Origin of the sequence: Nocardia sp. NPDC059180 (assembly GCF_042754945.1) — a bacterium.
Lineage (GTDB): Bacteria > Actinomycetota > Actinomycetes > Mycobacteriales > Mycobacteriaceae > Nocardia.
Genome location: NZ_JBHZBU010000012.1, coordinates 168454 through 183811, shown reverse-complemented (window position 1 = coordinate 183811; position 15358 = coordinate 168454). Strand labels below are relative to the sequence as shown.

The window sequence follows — 15358 nt, the reverse complement described above, 5'->3', positions numbered from 1 at the left end:
CGACGATGAGCGCACTGCCCGGATTCCCGAGCAACGGATTGCGGCTCGAGCTCGCGACGCGTCGGATGCGCGGGGCGCTGATCGGCGGCCGTCACCCGTGGCGCGGCTGGGAGCGCGCCCAGCTGATACCTGCCGGGCTTCTCGCGGGACTGCTGCTCATGGCCTCGGCGTGGACGGTGGCGACCGCGGGTGTGCGGGTGGCCACGCCGCTGCTGTTGTTCGCCTGCGGTGTCGCCGCGGTATTCGCGATACGGAGGTTCGGACCCTTCAGGTCGCGCGCCGTCACCCTGGCGGCGTATGCCGTTGTGCTGCTACCGGCTCCGCTGCTGTTCTACGTCGACGCGAGTGCGGACGAGTTGGGCGTCTACGCGCGGACACTGCTGTTCGTGGCTGCCGGGCTGGTGCTGATGGCTCTTGCGCTGATCACCGCGTGGTTCGCCCGCGGGGTGCGGTGGTTGTGGCTGCCGTTGGTGGTGCCATTCGGCGTCGCCGCGTTCGTCTCGGGTCTCGCGTTTCGGGTGATGTTCGAAGAGGCAGTACCTGCGGGCGATGTCGCGACTTTCCAATCCGGATACCGGTGGATGCCGCTGTTCGCCTTCTGGTGGACCTGGTTCGGATTTCTCACCGGCATATTCGCGGCGGCGCTGCGCGCCATCGAGTCGGACTCGGTGCGCTGGGGCTACCTCACCGCGCAAGCCGGCTCCGCCCGGCCCGCGGTACTGGTGTGGCGCAGCCTTCGACTGCTGCAGCCGGTGCTGTTGATCACCGGGATCGCCGTCGTGGTCGCCGCGGCGCGCGTCTTCGATGTGATTCTCATCGGCGTGCCCGCCTCATACCAAATCCACCGTGACAGTGCGACTGTGCGTTGGTGGCGGCTGGTGACCGATGGGGGCACGCCCCCCGAGGGGGCGGTGTATTCGGTGCCGTTGGCTGTGCTGGTCGGCGTATGCGCGTTCGCGCTGTGGAAGGCGGGCGGTGCAAGGGAGATTCGATTGCCGCTGCGTCCGAACCCGCACGAACCCTACGGTGCGCCGCGAACGGGATTGCCTGCCACGGTGTTCGCGGGAGTGGTTGCGGTGGCGTTCGCGATACCGATTCTCGTGCTGTTGTGGGTGTCGACCCGCAGGCCGGGTGGCCATGGGTGGCCCGCACTCGGTCGAGTCTGGGAGGCCGGGCTGCCCTCGACGCTCGGCGTGACGACACTGGTCGCGACCGTCGCGACCGTGCTCGCGGTATCGGCGGCGCTGCCCGTCGCGCGGTGGCTGTCGACCGCGCCTTCGAACACATGGCGTTTTCGTGTCGCGATCACCGGGCTGGTGGTGCTGGCCGTGCTGCCCGCCCAGATGTATCTCGGGCCGATCGACCAGGCGAGTGACGCCCTTGGGCTCTCGGGGACGCAGTATCCGCTCATGTTGGTCCACGGTGCGGCGGGCCTGCCGGTCAGCGTGCTGATCCTGCGCGGTGCCTTGCGAGCGGCCGAAGAGAATCCACGCTCGGCCGCGATGCACGGACTGGCACGGCCGGGGGCTGTGGCGCGACGATTGTGGGCGGGAGCCGGCGGTGCGGTGGTCGCGGCGGCGGTACTGGAGTTCATCCAGGTGTGGAACGACTTCTTCGTGAGCCTGATGATCAGCGGGGCGGGGGCGAGTCCGTGGTCGCTGCTGCTGTGGGGCGAGGCGCGCCAATTCGAAGAGAACCTGCCGCAACTGGCCGCCGGATCGCTGGTATTCGCGATCGTGCCGGTCGCGTTGTTGCTGGCGACCTGGCGTCGGTTCCTGGTTCCTGCGTTGACCGGGGGAGTGCTGCGGTGAGCGATCGGGCGCGTCCGCCCCGATCTCCCGTGGTGCGGGAGGTGCCCTCGAGCGGGATCCTTCTTCGATTCGGCGGCGGCGGTGCGCTGGCCGGGGCAGTCTTGCTCGGGCTGGTCATCAATATCGTGTCGAGCCTGTTTCTCGAACGCGGCGTCGGCCTGCTGATCTCGGTGGGGCTGCTCATGATCGGCGTGCTCGTCGTCGTATTCCTGGTCGCCCGATGGGTGGTGGCCGAACAACGCAGACTGCGCGAAAGCCCCTACACCGCACGAGAACTAGAGCTGCTCGCATTTTTCGACGATGCTCGGATGCCGATCGGTGCCCATACGTGTGCGCCGCGACCCGCGGTAGAGCTGGAAGACGCCGCGTGTGTCGAGGCGAAGGTCCTCGGCGCGCTGCCGGTGCACGAATACACCGCTGCCGCACTGCTGGACGTGCTGACCGCGATACTCGACGCACCCACCCGCGTCCCGTCCGGCGCTGAAGCTGCGGGTCCGACCGCGCCGCTGCTGTTGGTGGAGCTCGAGAACCAGGGTTGCCTCGCGGTCGCCGGGGCGCAGCAGTATCGCGTCGTCATGGTGCCGGATCGGCGCACCGCCGTCGACGTGCGTAGGCAGGTGCAGTGGAAGGCCGCGGTCACTGCCCTCGCCCGACACCACGCCGACCAGGCGGAACGGTGGGCCATCGGCCTCGGCACCCCGCGCTTCGCGGCGGCGGCTCGCCGCTGGTTCGAGGCCGAGGAACCGTTTCTGCGGCGGTTGGTGACCACCTGCGCGTCCTTCGGCGACGGGCTACCGGGCCCTGTGACGCCCAGCCTGATCCGCATCACCGACGCCCTCGATGTCTGGCATGCGCGCACCGGCGGACACGACACCGAACTCGCCGAGGCGTTGGCGCTACTGCCTGAGCTGGATGCATTCGGGGCACCCGCCGCCCAGGTGCGGTTGCGCGCGGGTCGCGGTGCCGAATCGACGCCGCGCAACGGCGAGGGTGGTCGCTATGCCGACCTGGCCGCGCGCCGCGAACACGCGAAGGCACTTCGCCGGCTTCCCGCTTCGTCGCCCGGCGCTGATCCGCAGCATTTCGAACAAGCCCGCCAGGTGCTCGAACGTGTCTGGTGGATGCTGCCGCGCGAGGACATTCCCGGCGAGGTGTGCACTCTGGTCAACCTGGGCATAGTCCTGCTGCGCCAGGGCCGCCTCGATGACGCGCAAGACCGCTTGGAGCTGGCGGAGGCGCTGACCGGGCAGGGCCGTGATCCGGGTGGCCGCGCGCATATGCACGAGGTTCTCGGTCATGTCTGGTGGGCCCGCGGCGAAGGCACCCGTGCCTTGCGGTGCTGGCGGCTCTCGCTCACCGCGAACATCTCGCTGTGTGACGACCATGGCATCGCCCGTTGTCTGCAACATCTCGCGACAGCCGTGATCGTCGATCCACGCTGCGCCGACGATGTGCTGGGTGCGGATCCGCGACGATCGCCGCGCGACGCGGTGGGGGAGGCGATGGGATGGCTCGCGCACGCCCTGCGACTGAATCCCGACGCGCAGACTGCGAACCACTATCGGCTCCAGGCGATCAGTCAGTTCCGGATCGCGCCACGCACCGGCGTCAACCGATGGCCGCTGGCACTCGAGGAGAACGCGGCGAGCAACGCGTGAACGGCCGGCGTGACACGGTGCCGGGGGACCGCTGCGTAGCGCAGGATTACGTGTAGCCGACCAGGCCGGAAGCGAAGTTGTCGAGGTCGAGTGCCTTCAGAGCCCGATCGCGCACGTCGGGGCAATACCGGATCGTGACGCTGTCGACGAAGGAGCGGTCCCGGATGATGGCGGCGTCGAACTGTTCGTACTCGGCTGCCCAGCTGCGCACATAGCCTTCGAAGGTGATCCGGCCGACGGTGGGACCGTGTTGGCGCCAGGTGTCGATGTCGACGAGGATCATCTCGCAGAGCTGCTCGGCGGCAGTCGGGCTGACCTGCTCGACCCCGGGGACCGGGGGATCGGGTGAACGATTGTTGCTATCGTCGCCGGAATCATCGGAACACGCGCCCAGCAGCGCGGCGGCGGCAATGACGACGACGAACCGGACGAGGGGTGGCCTGCGACCGGAGGAGCAAGTTCTCATGGCGACACTCCTTTCGTGATGTGCGTACCCGACTCACTGCATTCGACCCGGCGCACCGAATAACGGCCGTGCTGCCATCTTCCGCGCTGTAGATGTGTGCATTAGTGTCGATCGGGGGTCATGTCGGCAACGGCACCCAGGAGGCGACGTCATGACGCGTCGGCGGAAAATGCTCGGGCCCATCGCGGTGGTCGTGGCCGCGGGGCTGGCCTTCTCTGGTTGCGGTGACGAGGATCCGGCGAGCGAGCAGGCCGGTGCGACACCCTCGGAGACCGCCTCGGTCATGCCCAATCAGGCCGCGGGGATCGATATACCGGCCGATCAGGTCGATAAGGCTGTCGATCGGCTCGGGGGACTGGCCGAGGAACTCATGGCATCGTCGCGGATTCCCGGTATGGCGGTGGCCGTGGTGCACGACGGCAAGGTGGTCTACAGCGAGGGGTTCGGCGTCGGCAACCTCGACAGCAAGACCGAGATCGGGCCCGACACGGTATTCCAGCTGGCCTCGGTGTCGAAATCGGTCGGGGCGACAGTGGTCGCGCAGCAGGTGACGGCCGGCGAGGTCGAATGGGATACGCCGATCAACGAGCTGTTGCCTTCGTTCGCGCTCGGTGACGCCTACGTCACCGACCATGTCACCGTCGGCGACCTGTACGCACACCGCTCGGGCCTGCCCGATCACGCCGGCGACCTGCTCGAAGACCTCGGATATGACCGTGCGCAGGTGCTCGAACGGCTGCGCCTGCTGCCGCTCGGGCCGTTCCGAGACTCGTATGAGTACACCAACTTCGGATTGACCGCCGCCGCGTCCGCCGTCGCGCAGGGGAGTGGCACCGATTGGGAGACACTGTCGCAGCAGGCCCTGTACGAGCCGCTCGGCATGAACGCGACGAGCTCGCGGTACAGCGATTTCGCCGACCGCACCGATCGAGCCGACGGTCATGTCCTCGTCGACGGTGAATACCGGGTCGCGAACCCCGGACGTCAGCCCGATGCGCAATCGCCGGCCGGGGGAGTGAGCTCCTCGGTGGCCGATATGGCGAAGTGGATGAATATGGTGCTTGGCGATGGAACCGCGGACGGGCGGGCCGTCATCGCGCCGAACGATCTGCTGCCAGCGATCTCGCCGCAGTCGGTGTCGTCCCCGCCGCAGGCGCCGGACGCGCGGGCGGGCTTCTACGGCTTCGGCTTCAACGTCAGCGAATCCGCCGCCGGACGAGTGATGCTCAGTCATTCGGGCGGATTCGACCTCGGGGCCGCCACCGCGTTCACGCTGATCCCCTCCGCCGACGTCGGTATCGTGACCTTGACCAATTCGGCGCCGATCGGTGTCCCCGAGACCCTCAATGCCGAGTTCTCCGACCTCGTCCAGTTCGGCGAGATCCGGCAGGACTGGCGCGCGCTCTATCAGCAGGCATTCGCGCCGATGAGCGCCCCGATAGGCGAACTCGCCGGCGCGACACCACCCGCCGACCCGGCTCCCGCCCGCCCGCTACCGACGTACGCGGGTACCTACGCCAACCCCTACTACGGCCCGGCGACGATCACCGAGGTGGGCGGGGCATTGACGCTGACGCTCGGTCCCGACAACATGTCCTTCCCGCTGACCCACTGGGACGGCGACACATTCGTCTTCACCCCGCCGGGGGAGAACGCCACGCAGGGGACCGTATCCAAGGCGACCTTCGAAGGCGACCAGCTCACGCTCGAGTACTACGACAAGGAAGGGCTCGGGACGTTCGACCGCGAGCCCTGACCGGGTCCTCATGTTGGCTATTGATGGTGGCTTCCTGTTGATACATTACTTGGCGATACGTAGATATGCGCATTTAAACATGTGTGCCATTAATGCCTAATCGAACGCAGAGCACGCACACACCTTCAAAAACTCAACGAGGCGGAGATCGGAACTCAGGTTTCGTCTGGGCCGGTGCCCGGTACGCGTGGGGTGAACCGGCCCGAGACGAACTCTTGGGCGGCGATCTTCGCGCGGATGACCGGTTCGCGGTATCGGGCTTCGCGCGCGGTGGCTTTGGCGAGTTTGGGTGAGCCGGGCTGGTATCGCCACCGCGACCATGGCGCGGTGGGGCGGCTGAGTCTGATCGCGCCGACGATCAGCAGGATGGGGAAGAAGAGTCCGAGGAACCCGGTCCAGAACTTGCCTTTGAGCAACGTCAATACCGCGAGGCCGTATTGGACGATCAATCCGGCAATCGAGGCCATGAGGGTCGCGATGGCGCCGTCATCGGTGTACTCGTCGAAGTCGTGGGCGAGCCCGAGCGGGTGGATGCCGAGCAGAAACAGCATGGAGATCGCGAACGCCACCATGACCGCGTCGATGCTGCTGCGGCCCTCCTCGGCCCAGTAGACGTCACGCAGGTGCAGAACCAGTGCGAACTCGTCGAGCACCAGTGCTGACCCGATGCCGAAGAATGTGGCGAGCACGCAGTTGAGGACCGGGGTCTCGTGCGCGGCGAGGGCGACCAGCAGCAGCCCCGACACGAGCATGGTGACGAGGCCGAAGACCACGTGGTGGATGTGCAGGCCACCGGGAGTGACGTTGCCGGGCCACCAGGACACTTCGGCGCGGATCATCCTGGTGCTGATCCGGATGAACAGAAATGTCAGGAGGAACGCCAGCATGAGGAAGAACAGCGGCAGGCGTCCGTTGTCGACGATGGTGTCGGTGAACCAGCGTGTCACCGTAGGGCTCCCGGTTCCCGCGTTCGCTGACCGGTGTGGCCGCAGGACATGGGCGCGGTCCCTTCCCCGAGGGGTGGTGACAGCCGATCTGCTGAGTGGGCGATCCGCCGCGCGCCCCTGGTTGTCGTTCGCTCACAGTGTGCCCAATTGGACTGTAGTAGGTGTGCGGGCTTCGATGGGCTGATTCGGGGCGGGTGCTATCCGGGTGGATCTCGGGTGGGCTGGAGTGAATCGACTTGATTGCCGGTGATGTGCGGATCCTGCTGTGTGTGCCGTTCGTCTGCGGGAACGAGGGGTTGCCGCTGTGCGAGCATATGAGCTGACCTGATGCTCGAGATCTTCGCGAGGTGGTGCGTGTGCATGTGCCGATCGATCGCGATACGGCGGTGGACCCGGCGTCCGGCCGGCGCCGCACCCGGTTGGTGCGCAGTGCCTACGGCAGTGCGAGCGCCGAATCCTTCCTGATCGTCGCGATCGCGACGATTCTGTTGACCCGGCTGTATCTGGTGATCACCGACTATCCGCAGGTCGGTGGTGGGACGCTGCATATCGCGCATGCGCTGTACGGGGGCGCGGCGATGATGGTGGCGCTGCTCATCGGGTGGATGGTGCTCGGATTCGGTGCGCGGGTCGTATCGGTGGTTGTCGGCGGTATCGGGTTCGGCCTGTTCCTCGATGAGGTCGGCAAGTTCGTCACCGCGGATAACGACTACTTCTACGGGCCGTCCGCGGAGATCATGTACGTGCTGGTGTTGGTGGTGCTGCTGGCGAATCGGGCGATGCGGGTGTTCCGTGCGCCGACCACGGATGAATACCTGGCCAATGCCGCGGCGATAGCGGCGAACGGTGTGGCGGGTGGATTGGCGCCGCATCGTCGCGACGCCGCTGCGCGGATGCTGGATCGGGCCGAAGGTGGCGGCGCGGATGTGGCGGCCGTGCAGGGGGTGCGGTTGTTGCTCGAGGCGGCCGGCCATCGCGAGGACCGGCTGTATGCGGTGCGTCGATTCCTGCCACGGTTGATTCCCGGGTTCTTCCGGAGTCCGCGATGGGTGCCGGTAGTCGGGTGGTTGTTGGTGCTGGCGTCGGCGGCGGGTGTGGTTGTGGGTGTGGTTCAGCTCGTCACCGGTGGGCTGGATATCGACACCTCCGATACGTCGATCGTGATCGAGCGGATGGGGATCTCCGGGGCGATTCTGTTCGTGAGTGCTTCGATCACGTTGTTGCTGGCGGTTCCGGCCATGATCAATCTGCGCAGTGATGGGCCGTTGTGGCCGTTGCAGGCGTTACGGATCGCGGCGTTGGTGTTCACGGTGCTCAACGCATTGGTCGATTTCGCGACTGAGGGGTTCGGCGCGCTTGTGAATGTGGGGTTCGGGCTTTTCGCAATGGCGGTGCTGTCGTATCGGATCTCGATGCGTGTCAGCGCGATTGAGGTTCCCGACGAGAGGTGAGCTGAGCGCCTGGTAGCTCGCGTACGACTGTTTCGCGGGTAATCCGAAAGATTGCAATCTGCTTGTTGAATGGTCGCTTGGTTGACTCTGTGCGCTGAGATTGCACCGCATCTATCGGTGTTCCTGGCAGCCATCCGGGGCGTATGCTGGATATTTGCTTCTGCTGTAACGGGTCGAGTGGACAACTGTATTAATTCGTTGTCGGGTTCCACTACGCGACACTCGGAGTTGGTCTCAGTGCAAGCGGGCGAATCACACGGTTCTCGGGACCGGAAACAATATCTCTGGGTCTTGGGGCTGATCGCCCCGGCGTGTGCGCTGCTGCCATCACAGTTGGTGTTGCACACCGGATTCGAGGTGTTCTGGTGGATCGGGCCGATCATCGTGCTGATCGCGATCCCGGTGCTGGATCTGCTCGTGGGCGAGGACGGCAGCAACCCGCGCGATGAGGATTACGAGGCTCTGTCGAACAACCACTACTACCGGTGGTGCACCTACATGTTCCTGCCGCTCCAGCTGCTGGGTCTGGTGATCGCGGCATCGATGTGGGCGGGTGATGAGCTGAGTTTCGTGGACAAGCTCGGCTTGGGGGTCACTCTGGGGTTCGTCAGCGGGATCGGCATCAATGCCGCTCATGAGCTGGGGCATCGGGTGGAACATCTGGAACGGTGGCTGGCCAAGATCGCGCTGGCCCAATCCGGATACGGGCATTTCTTCGTCGAGCACAATCGCGGACATCATGTGCGGGTGGCGACCCCGGAGGATCCGGCAAGTGCGCGGCTGGGTGAGTCGCTGTATGAGTTTCTGCCGCGGACGGTGGCGGGTGGGTTTCGTTCGGCTCTCGCCCTCGAAGGTGATCGGTTGCAGCGACAGGGGCGCCGGTGGTGGTCGCCGCACAACCACATCCTGCAGGCTTGGGCGATGACGGTGGTGCTGTTCGGTACGTTGACCGCGGTGTTCGGCTTTGCGGTGCTGCCGTGGTTGCTGCTGCAGGCGGTCATCGGTGCCGCATTGCTCGAGACCGTCAACTACGTCGAGCATTACGGGTTACTGCGTAGGCGTCGTCCGAACGGTCGCTACGAACGCTGCTCGCCCCGCGACAGCTGGAACAGTGACCGGCTGGTCACCAACATCTTCCTGTTCCATCTGCAGCGCCACAGCGACCATCACGCCAACCCCGGCCGCCGCTACCAAACCCTGCGCAGCACCAGCGAGGCTCCGCAGCTGCCCGCCGGCTACGCCACCATGATTCTGCTGGCCGCTATCCCGCCCTTGTGGCGGCGGATGATGGATCCGCGGGTCCTCGAGCACTACGCGGGTGATGTGACGCTGACGAATATGGCACCACGTAAACGGGAACGGTTGTTAGCCGCTCACGGGTTTGCTTAGAGAAGAGCCGGCTTCTTGATGTGGCCTGTGGCGCGTAGGCGCTGAGATTGCTCGGTGCCTGGCACGCGATCCGGCGGTCCACAATGGCGCGGCGTGAGAGCCGACATTGACGCCGAAATCCACTACCGTGGTCACTGTTCGCGCGAAATTGATTGGTGTGCAATTAATTACGATCGAAGAGCGGTGTGACCGAACAGTTCTACACGGGCTCGGCGCCCCTGCGGCAGCGTTCGGGCTGGCGGACCTTCTGATGTCCGGTCCGTCGCCGGACCTGAAGAGCCACCTCGCGCCCACCTGTGCGCGGCTTGCGGCCGAACTCGGGTAGCAGTCAGGTCAGCGGGTGAGGGCGGTGTCGATGCGGTCGAGGAAGTCGTCGAGGTCTTTGGGGGAGCGGGAGGTGATCAGCGGGTATCCGTGGGTGTCGTCGACGGCGACGGAACGGTCGACCCAGTCGGCGGCGCCCGCGTTGCGGATGTCGGTTGTCAGGGAGGGGTAGGAGGTCAGGTTCTTGCCTCGGACGATGTCGGCTTCGACCAGCAGCCATGGGCCGTGGCAGATCGCGGCAATGGCCGTGCCTGCGGTGGCAGTGCGGCGGGTGAGGCCGACGGCGGCCTCGTTGAGGCGTAGTGAGTCGGCGTTGAGGGTGCCGCCGGGGATGAGCAGCAGGTCGTAGTCGGCCGGGTCGGCGGCGTCGAGGGTGAGGTCCGGTTCGACGGTGGCTCCGGAGTTCTTGTCGTGGACCAGGGTCTGGATCGAATCGCCGGTTTCGGCGGCGATATCGACGCGGGCGCCCGCGTCACGTAAATGCTGGGCGGGGACGACGAGTTCATCCTGTTCCACGCCGTAATTGGTGACAATCGCCAGAATTCGGCGCCCGGTGAGGTCGGTGTCGGTCATGCGCACGTTCCTTCCTCTCGATATGTCCGTTTCAGCAGGCTTTTCGCACACACTGTCGTCGATATGCGACTCGTAGCCGGGCATACCCAGGTACGTGGCACCGACACTCCAGGTCAGGGCCGGTGTGTCCGTCGATCTGGATCAGTCACTTTTCGATTACGTCACAGTGGGTACCCCTTATTCAGGTCGAGCCGAGAGTCAGCCGATTCGGGACCGAGGAGGCCCAATGAATGAGTCGAAACACGCTCAGACCATCGGATCCGCACCGGTGTCCCGATCGCGTGAGAGCCGGGCGGGGAAATACGGAGATTCTTCGGACAGTTACGAAAACATCGAGCCCTGGTTCGAGAAGCTCGAGGCATTGGACGCCGACGATCCGCACCGGTCCCATATCCGCGACGACATCATCGAACTGTGCCTACCGTTGGCCGAGCACATCGCGCGCCGTTTCGGTGGACGCGGTGAATCGTTCGACGACCTGCAGCAGGTCGCGCGCATCGGGTTGATCCAGGCGGTGGATCGCTTCGACCTCTCGCGCGGCAGCACATTCCTGGCCTACGCAGTGCCCACCATCATGGGCGAGGTGCGCCGCCACTTCCGTGACCGCACCTGGGCGGTGCGAGTGCCGCGCACGATGAAAGACATCCAGTTGCGCATCGGCCCGGCCACTGAGGCGCTGTCTCAGCGTTTGGGGCGGGTGCCGACCGCGCGTGAGGTAGCCGCCGAACTCGAGGTCGATCTGCCTCAGCTGACGCAGGCGATGGTTGCAGCCAACGGGCACACCAGTAATTCGCTGGAGTCGATCGCCCGTGACGATGATGATGCGGGCAGTGCGGTGCAGCGCAGGCTCGGCAGCGAGGAGCCGTGCTACGGGCTGCTCGAGGATGCGATGGCGGTGCGGCCGCTCATCGCGGAGTTGCCGCGCCGTGAACGGCAGGTGCTGGTGTGGCGGTTCTACGGATCGATGACCCAGAATCAGATCGCCGAACGTCTGGGCGTCTCCCAGATGCAGGTTTCGCGTATCCTTTCGCGCACGCTCGCTTCCCTGCGTGAGCAGGCGCTGGCCGAACCGGCGGCCGCGTGATCCTCACCCCGGCTAGGTAGTGCTGTTGCCTACCCGCCGGGGTTTGTGATGTAGAGGTCTCCTCCAGGTTGCGGGGTTGACTTGCGGCTTCTGACAGCCCTGCGCGGACGCGCACCGTGCCCCTCCCCGAGATGTGGTCGGGATCACAGGCGGCTTCGGCCTGTAGAGCCGTCGCCCTGCTGGCATGTTGTTAGTCGAAGTAACAGTAACTTTTCGGGCGTTGCTCGACGGGCAGGGAGGCTCCAACCATGTCGATCGAGACGACGCCCGCGGGGCGGCGTAAACAGCGGATTGCCCAGCTCTACGCCGACGATCACCAGGCGCGCGCCGCCGCGCCCGACGAGGCGGTTCTCGATGCCGTGCGGACCCCGGGGGTCGGTGTCGCCCAGATCGTGGCCAGCGTGTTGACCGGCTATGCCGACCGGCCCGCGCTCGGGCAACGAGCCTTCGAGACCGTGATCGATCCGGCGACCGGCCGCTGCGAGCGCCGCTGGCTGGACCGATTCGAGACCCTCACCTACGGCGAGGTCGGCGACCGGGTCGAGGCACTCGCCGCGGCTTGGCAGCATGCGAGCGCGGATCCGATCCGGCCGGGGGAGATGATCGGCATCCTCGGCGTGGCCGGCGTCGATCTGACCGTCATCGACCTCGCTTGCGCCCGGATCGGCGCGGTCGCGGTGCCGTTGCAAGCCGGTGCGACGGCCGCCGCGCTGCGTCTGATCGCCGCCGAGACCGAGCCGCGGATTCTGGCGACGACGCCGGAGTTGCTCGAGGTCGCCGTCGAGTGTGTGGTGGCGGCACCGGCGATCCGGCGTCTGGTCGTATTCGATCATGTCCCGGAAGTGGACGCACACCGTGCGGTGCTGGCGGCGGCGCGCGAGCGACTGGCCACGACCGCCCCGTCGGCCACCGTCGACACCTTGGCCGACGTCATCGAGATCGGCCGCCAGAGCCCTAGGGCCACAACGTATTTCGCGGATACACGGGCCGATCCGCTGGCGATGCTCATCTATACCTCGGGAAGTACCGGAACACCCAAGGGTGCGATGTATACCGATCGGCTGGCTGCCGGGATCTGGTTGCAGGGCTTGGCGCGCAAGGCGGGATCGAATCCGCCGGCGATCAGCGTGAACTACATGCCGATGAGCCATCTCGCCGGGCGGCTGGCGTTGACCGGTGTCCTGGTTCGCGGCGGGACCGCCTACTTCACCGCAGCCGCGGATATGTCGACGCTGTTCGATGACATCGCGTTGGTGCGGCCCACGGAGATGGTATTCGTTCCGCGGGTCAGCGACATGATCTTCCAGCGGTTTCAGAGCGAACTGGCGGCGGGCGGACGCAGCGAGGAGCAGGTGCGGGCAGAGCTGCGCGGTGACATCCTCGGCGGCAGGCTCATCTCCGCCTCTACCGGCAGTGCGCCGCTGGCACCGGAATTGAAGACGTTCATGGAGTCGCTGCTCCAGATCGAGCTGCATGATGCCTACGGCTCCACCGAGGCGGGTGGCGGGCTGGTGGTCGACAACCGGGTCCGCAGACCCATCGTCATCGACTACAAGCTGTGCGACGTCCCCGAACTCGGCTACTTCTCGTCCGATCAGCCCCATCCGCGCGGCGAGCTGCTGTTGAAGACCGCGGCGATGATCCCCGGCTACTATCGGCGCCCGGATATCACCGCGCAGGTCTTCGACGCCGACGGCTTCTACCGCACCGGTGACATCGTCGCCGAGCTCGGCCCGGATCAGCTGCGCTACCTCGACCGGCGCAATAACGTGCTGAAGCTGTCGCAGGGTGAGTTCGTCGCGATCTCGCAGTTGGAGGCGGTGTATGCGGGCAGCCCGTTGATCCGGCAGATCTTCGTCTACGGCAGCAGCGTGCGCGCCTACCTGCTCGCGGTCGTGGTGCCGACCGACGACGCGCTCGCCGCGGGTGCTGAGGCCGTCGAGGCGTCGATCGCCGCGTCGGTGCGCAGTATGGCTGCCGAGGCGGGGCTGGAGCCCTACGAGATTCCTCGGGAATTCGTCATCGAGACCGAGCCGTTCACGATCGAGAACGGGTTGTTGTCCGGGATCGGGAAACTGCTGCGTCCCGCGCTCGAGCAGCGGTACGGTCCGCGCCTGGAACAGATGTATCGCGACCGTGCCGACGGGCGATCGGCTGAGCTGCTCGCCCTGCACACCGCCGCGGCCGAGGCGCCGATTGTGGAGACGGTGCTGCGGGCAGCCCGTGCCCTGTTGGATTGCACGGCAGCGCAATCGACGCCACAGGCACATTTCGCCGACCTCGGTGGCGACTCGTTGTCGGCGTTGTCGTTCGCGAACGTGCTGAAGGATATCTTCGGCGTCGAGGTGCCGGTGAGCGTGGTGACCAGCCCGGCGACATCCCTGGGCGATCTGGCCGAATACATCCGCACCACACGAGAATCCGGTGCCGAGGTGGTCTGTTTCGACAGCGTGCACGGCGCGGGATCGCGGCAGGTCAAGGCTCAGGATCTGACTGCCGAGCGGTTCATCGACGCCGAAACCTTGGCGGCGGCGTCGGGACTGGCGGTGGCTACCACGACCGAAACGGTGCTGATCACCGGAGCCAACGGCTACCTCGGGCGCTGGTTGTGTCTGCAATGGCTGCAGCGGATGCGGGCCGTCGGGGGTCGCGTGGTGTGTCTGGTGCGCGCCAAGGATGCCGAGTCCGCCCGGCGCAGGCTGGACGCGGCCTTCGACTCCGGCGATCCGGATCTGTTGCGGCGGTATCGGGAACTGGCCGTCGAGCATCTCGAAGTGGTCGTCGGTGACCTCAGCTCACCGCGGTTGGGTCTGGATGCCGAGGCGTGGGATGGGCTGGCGCGGCGAGTCGACCGGATCGTGCACTGCGCGGCACTGGTGAATCATGTCCTGCCCTATGCGCAGTTGTTCGGGCCCAACGTGGTCGGCACCGCGGAGTTGATCAGATTGGCGATCACCGGGCGGCTCAAACCATTTACTTATCTGTCGACGGTTGCGGTGGCCGCAGACGTCGATCGCGCGGTGTTCACCGAGGGTGGTGACATCCGGGCCGGTAGTCCCGTGCGCCGCAACGGCGACGGCTACGCCACCGGTTACGGCAACAGCAAATGGGCCGGTGAAGTGCTGTTGCGTGAGGTGCACGAACTGTGTGGGTTGCCGGTGGCGGTGTTCCGGTCGGACATGATCCTGGCCCATCCGCGCTATGCCGGGCAGCTCAACGTCCCGGACATGTTCACGCGGCTACTGATCGGGCTGGTCGCCACCGGTATCGCACCCGCGTCGTTCTACCGCGCGGGCCCCGACGGTGGGCGGGCGCGGGCCCACTACGACGGTCTACCCGCCGATTTCACCGCCGAGGCGATCACGGTGCTCGGCGCGTCGGTCGAGGCGGGGCACGTCAGCTTCGATGTGGTCAACCCACACGACGACGGGATCTCACTGGACGTCGTGGTCGATTGGATGATCGAGGCCGGAATCCGGATCGAGCGCATCGACGATTACGACGCCTGGCTGACCCGCTTCGATGCGGCGCTGCGTGCGCTACCCGAACAGCAGCGCCAGGCCTCGGTCCTGCCGCTGCTGCACGCATTCACCCGGCCGGGGCCACCGCACCCCGGATCGGCGATTCCGGCCGCCGAATTCCAGGCCGCGGTCCGCGCCGCCGAACTCGGCCTCGACGCCGACATTCCCCACCTCACAGCAGATTTGATCGCCAAATATGTCTCCGACCTGCGTCTGCACGGGTTGATCCCGAAGACATAGAGGTCAACGAACGTCCGCTCTCGTCGGCATGTTGCTACGTAGTGTGCGACCGGTCTCATCAAGTCGGTCGACACTGCGAGTAAGACCGCTGTCCTCGTCGCGAAGTCTGCCGGGCGCGAGGTTTCGACCTCGCCACGT

10 protein-coding genes are annotated in these 15358 nt (G+C 66.1%); 7 read left to right on the top strand and 3 right to left on the bottom strand.

What is annotated here, in order from left to right; translation table 11 throughout:
- The first annotated feature begins 5 nt into the window (after positions 1–5).
- On the top strand, positions 6–1811 hold the full coding sequence (locus ACFXNW_RS29145) for a hypothetical protein (protein ID WP_379421008.1): 1806 nt from the start codon (positions 6–8) through the stop codon (positions 1809–1811).
- Positions 1808–3469: a hypothetical protein gene (locus tag ACFXNW_RS29140; protein ID WP_379421007.1), complete on the top strand. Its 1662-nt coding sequence runs from the start codon at positions 1808–1810 to the stop codon at positions 3467–3469. Before ACFXNW_RS29145 ends, ACFXNW_RS29140 begins: the two co-directional genes overlap by 4 nt.
- A 46-nt stretch (positions 3470–3515) precedes the next feature.
- Here the strand turns inward: ACFXNW_RS29140 and ACFXNW_RS29135 are convergent, their stop codons facing one another.
- Positions 3516–3935, bottom strand: a complete 420-nt coding sequence (locus ACFXNW_RS29135) for a hypothetical protein (protein ID WP_379421006.1) — start codon at positions 3933–3935, stop codon at positions 3516–3518.
- Between the two features lie 151 nt (positions 3936–4086).
- On the opposite strand from ACFXNW_RS29135, the gene ACFXNW_RS29130 reads away from it, so the two are divergent.
- On the top strand, positions 4087–5691 hold the full coding sequence (locus ACFXNW_RS29130) for a serine hydrolase (protein ID WP_379421005.1): 1605 nt from the start codon (positions 4087–4089) through the stop codon (positions 5689–5691).
- Between the two features lie 155 nt (positions 5692–5846).
- Here ACFXNW_RS29130 and ACFXNW_RS29125 read toward each other — a convergent pair whose 3' ends face one another.
- Positions 5847–6638, bottom strand: a complete 792-nt coding sequence (locus ACFXNW_RS29125; RefSeq protein WP_379421004.1) for a hypothetical protein — start codon at positions 6636–6638, stop codon at positions 5847–5849.
- Positions 6639–7000: 362 nt separating this feature from the next.
- Between ACFXNW_RS29125 and ACFXNW_RS29120 the strand changes: the two genes are divergently transcribed.
- Both ACFXNW_RS29120 and ACFXNW_RS29115 read left to right on the top strand, forming a co-directional pair.
- Entirely contained in the window at positions 7001–8089 is a 1089-nt protein-coding gene (locus ACFXNW_RS29120; RefSeq protein WP_379421034.1) for a hypothetical protein, read from the top strand.
- A 291-nt stretch (positions 8090–8380) separates the two neighbouring features.
- Positions 8381–9478, top strand: coding sequence for an alkane 1-monooxygenase (locus ACFXNW_RS29115; RefSeq protein WP_379421003.1), 1098 nt, complete (start codon positions 8381–8383; stop codon positions 9476–9478).
- A 333-nt stretch (positions 9479–9811) separates the two neighbouring features.
- On the opposite strand, the gene ACFXNW_RS29110 is transcribed toward ACFXNW_RS29115, so the two are convergent.
- The gene (locus ACFXNW_RS29110) at positions 9812–10375 is read right to left on the bottom strand and encodes a DJ-1/PfpI/YhbO family deglycase/protease (RefSeq protein WP_379421002.1); all 564 of its coding nucleotides are present in this window, start codon (positions 10373–10375) and stop codon (positions 9812–9814) included.
- 226 nt (positions 10376–10601) lie between these two features.
- On the opposite strand from ACFXNW_RS29110, the gene ACFXNW_RS29105 reads away from it, so the two are divergent.
- Both ACFXNW_RS29105 and car read left to right on the top strand, forming a co-directional pair.
- Positions 10602–11459 carry an RNA polymerase sigma factor SigF gene (locus tag ACFXNW_RS29105; protein WP_379421001.1) on the top strand — a complete coding sequence of 286 codons (858 nt, stop codon included), beginning with the start codon at positions 10602–10604 and terminating at the stop codon, positions 11457–11459.
- A 248-nt stretch (positions 11460–11707) separates the two neighbouring features.
- Positions 11708–15220, top strand: coding sequence for a carboxylic acid reductase (gene car / locus ACFXNW_RS29100; RefSeq protein ID WP_379421000.1), 3513 nt, complete (start codon positions 11708–11710; stop codon positions 15218–15220).
- The last annotated feature ends 138 nt before the right edge of the window (positions 15221–15358 follow it).

Coding starts and splice junctions, on each gene's coding strand:
- ACFXNW_RS29130 (WP_379421005.1), top strand. CDS start 4,087: ATGACGCGTCGGCGGAAAATGCTCGGGCCCATCGCGGTGGTCGTGGCC.
- ACFXNW_RS29105 (WP_379421001.1), top strand. CDS start 10,602: ATGAATGAGTCGAAACACGCTCAGACCATCGGATCCGCACCGGTGTCC.
- ACFXNW_RS29135 (WP_379421006.1), bottom strand. CDS start 3,935: ATGAGAACTTGCTCCTCCGGTCGCAGGCCACCCCTCGTCCGGTTCGTC.
- ACFXNW_RS29145 (WP_379421008.1), top strand. CDS start 6: ATGAGCGCACTGCCCGGATTCCCGAGCAACGGATTGCGGCTCGAGCTC.
- car (WP_379421000.1), top strand. CDS start 11,708: ATGTCGATCGAGACGACGCCCGCGGGGCGGCGTAAACAGCGGATTGCC.
- ACFXNW_RS29110 (WP_379421002.1), bottom strand. CDS start 10,375: ATGACCGACACCGACCTCACCGGGCGCCGAATTCTGGCGATTGTCACC.